This window comes from Thalassospira sp. CH_XMU1420-2 (assembly GCF_037029325.1).
GTDB lineage: Bacteria > Pseudomonadota > Alphaproteobacteria > Rhodospirillales > Thalassospiraceae > Thalassospira > Thalassospira povalilytica.
In genome coordinates this window covers 1-2348 of sequence record NZ_JAYMEG010000033.1, presented here as the reverse complement: position 1 = coordinate 2348, position 2348 = coordinate 1, and the positions used below count along the sequence as shown (strand labels likewise).

The 2348-nt window shown below is 53.9% G+C and carries 3 protein-coding genes; all 3 read left to right on the top strand.

The genetic code is table 11. The features are described from left to right. The first annotated feature begins 79 nt into the window (after positions 1–79). Positions 80–544 (top strand): hypothetical protein, encoded by a 465-nt coding sequence (locus WA429_RS20985; protein ID WP_336107876.1) that lies wholly within the window; start codon positions 80–82, stop codon positions 542–544. Next, positions 541–1125 carry a signal peptidase I gene (lepB, locus tag WA429_RS20980; protein ID WP_336107875.1) on the top strand — a complete coding sequence of 195 codons (585 nt, stop codon included), beginning with the start codon at positions 541–543 and terminating at the stop codon, positions 1123–1125. Before WA429_RS20985 ends, lepB begins: the two co-directional genes overlap by 4 nt. Next, positions 1119–2348, top strand: a 1230-nt coding sequence (locus WA429_RS20975) for a TrbC family F-type conjugative pilus assembly protein (RefSeq protein WP_336107874.1), incomplete at its 3' end; no start/stop codon positions are given. The genes lepB and WA429_RS20975, both read left to right, overlap by 7 nt.

Here is a 2348-nt window from a genome sequence, read left to right as displayed (position 1 = left end):
ATCGAATTCGTGCTTGCGGAGCGCAGGCAGACGAAACGTGCCGCCTAGTTTCTCCGAATAAAACAGGACTGAGCAAAACATGGCGAATGACAACGAGAACAAAGTCCAAGTCCCCAAAAAGGACGGCAAGACGGATGTGTACTTCACCACATTCGTCGCCATTTTGGCGATTGCCGCTCTGGGAACTTCCATATTCATCGGTCGGAGCTTCTATAACCTTCGCGACGATTATCAGCAGCTCAAAACCGACTATGCCAACCAGTCGGCCTTGATTGCTTCAATCGCCAGAAAAAACATCGAGCTTTCTGAGCACCTTGTCTCTGGCCAAACCCCAAAAATCAAAGTCGTCAACTTCCTTGAAACAGCCGCGAAACTGCCCGGCGCAAATGTCGACACGCAGGAGGGTTTGGAGCAGGCATTCTTGCAAATGCAGCGCGTAGCGCGCGCATATGCAGAGGAGGGTTACCTTCTCATAGATTCCGAAGCGATCGTCGCAACTCCGACGGCAATGCAGCTCAATCTCCAAGAGCTGAGCGGACAATGAAAGGACTTGTCGAGAGCATCATAGCCAAGAACAAGGCGCGTTATCCAAGCAAGGAAGCGCTCATTGCGGACATCAAACGCGAGCTGCACAGGTGGACGGTAATCGCTTTGGTGTTCTTTGGCTGGTTCTACTATTTCGGTGAGCGCTTCACGATCGGCATTGATGCCCAAAAGCTGCAGTCCATCCCCGGCACACGGGTTGTTCTGACCGACACGGCTGATCTTGACCCCGATCCGGGGGAGATTTTTGCATTTCGAGCCACCTTTCTTGAGCCACTCGAAGAGGGGCAACTCGTCATGAAGTATGTCGCGGCTGTCCCGGGAGACCGGGTGCAGATCCAAGAAGATGGCACGATCCTGGTCAACGATCAGGAAGTCACCTTCGATGAGGATCTTGGCCCGGTTAACGGACTGGACCTCGCTGGCCGGTTTGGAAAGAAGCCCGTCGATTACGCACATGACTTCGTCGTTCCACCTCGACGCCTATTCATGCTCGGTACGTCAAAAGCAAGCTATGACAGCCGCTATTTCGGTCCAATCCCAACAACGTTTCTCGTAGGAAGGGTCCATCAGATATGGTGAGTATTAAATCTCTCGCCCCGGCACTTGCACTGTTGCTGGCGCTCGCCGTTGCGCCACCGGCTCTCGGGCAGAGTGTCAAAGACATCGTCAACCAATCGCGCGATGTCATGAACAACCCCGAGCAGATCTTGGGTGACGAGACGTACTCGGCAAAAGCCGATCCTTCCAAAATCCATCAGAAGCTTCTGGACGAAATAACCCAAGCAACAGACGCACAAATGAAACGTGGTGCGAAGATGCTTGAAGGAACGGCGTTTGATCCCGGGCAAGCAGCCGAGCTTATGCCCCAGCAAAAGCCTGTCCTGGATGCTGCAGGTTATCGGTATGAGATCTATGCATCTCGCAGCATGCAGGAGCAGGGGCTTCGACAAGTATTTGACCTCGCCGCCCAAAATCCGAGCTCCGTGGTGCTCTTTCAAGGGATCAAAGAGGGCCAAAAGATTGGTGAAGGTATCAGAGAGCTGCATCAACTGATCCGCGGCATGGATCCGGTTCCGAATGCGGTGATCGATCCGACCCGTTTTCGCGATAACAAGGTGACACAGGTCCCAACAGTTATTGCCTATGATGAAAATGACATCGAGCTGGCGCGCGCGAGCGGGACGGCAAACCCGAAATACGTTCGAAATGAGATCCAGCGCGAGAATGTTGGCGATCTGGGCCTTGTCGGCACTGTTTACAAAATCTCTGAACCAAACCTGATCGATGTCATGCGCAAGCGCGTGCTGGAGGTTGATTGGCGCGCAAAGACCAAAGGCGCACCGCAACGCTACCTGGACAAGCTCAATTTCGTGCACCTGCCGGTCGCGGAAGAAAGCAGAGTTGTTCGGGTTGAACCGATTAACCGTCTGGCCAAAGAACTGCGCGTTCCAAACAGCGATCTCGTCTATCCGGCCGGCATGACGTTTAACCCGCTCAAGTATCAGTCTTTCCGAACGTTCATTATCGTGTTCGACGCGACAGACCCCGAGCAGCTGCGCTTGGCCGGACGTTTGGCCGACGAGCAGGTCGAAATGCGACCGGTCAGCCTGATCACGACAAAGTTCCAGCGCGAAGATGGCTTTGAGTGGCTCGGCTGGGCCGAAAACCAAATTGGGTTCCCGATCTATCTCCTGAAAAAAGACTTTGCACGCACTCTGGCTGTGATCGGGCGTTTTCGGGTTGGCGAAAACCTCTTCCGGGTCGCCGGTTTCGTGAATGCGGCCCTGATGCATGAAAACAAG